This is a genomic window from Photobacterium sp. DNB22_13_2 (assembly GCF_052873915.1).
Genome location: NZ_JBNNXU010000190.1, coordinates 1 through 256, shown reverse-complemented (window position 1 = coordinate 256; position 256 = coordinate 1). Strand labels below are relative to the sequence as shown.

Below are 256 nucleotides of genomic sequence, written 5' to 3'. Positions count from 1 at the left end.
CCCTTGTCGCTCGCGGCAATCACGAACGGCGGCACGTCCTGCACCAGCGCAGACGCACCGCCCAGCATCGCATGCGCACCGATGCGCACGAACTGGTGCACGCCCGACATACCGCCCAGGATGGCCCAGTCGCCCACTTCCACGTGGCCGGCAATCTGCGCGTTGCTCGAGAACACGGTGTGGTTGCCCACGCGGCAGTCGTGCGCGATGTGCACGTAGGCCATGATCCAGTTGTCGTCGCCGATGGACGTGATAC

General features: G+C 66.0%; 1 pseudogene. It reads right to left on the bottom strand.

From position 1 onward, the window contains the following. Positions 1-256 (bottom strand): annotated as a pseudogene (locus ACVA58_RS28305) (acyl-ACP--UDP-N-acetylglucosamine O-acyltransferase); the annotation flags it as partial.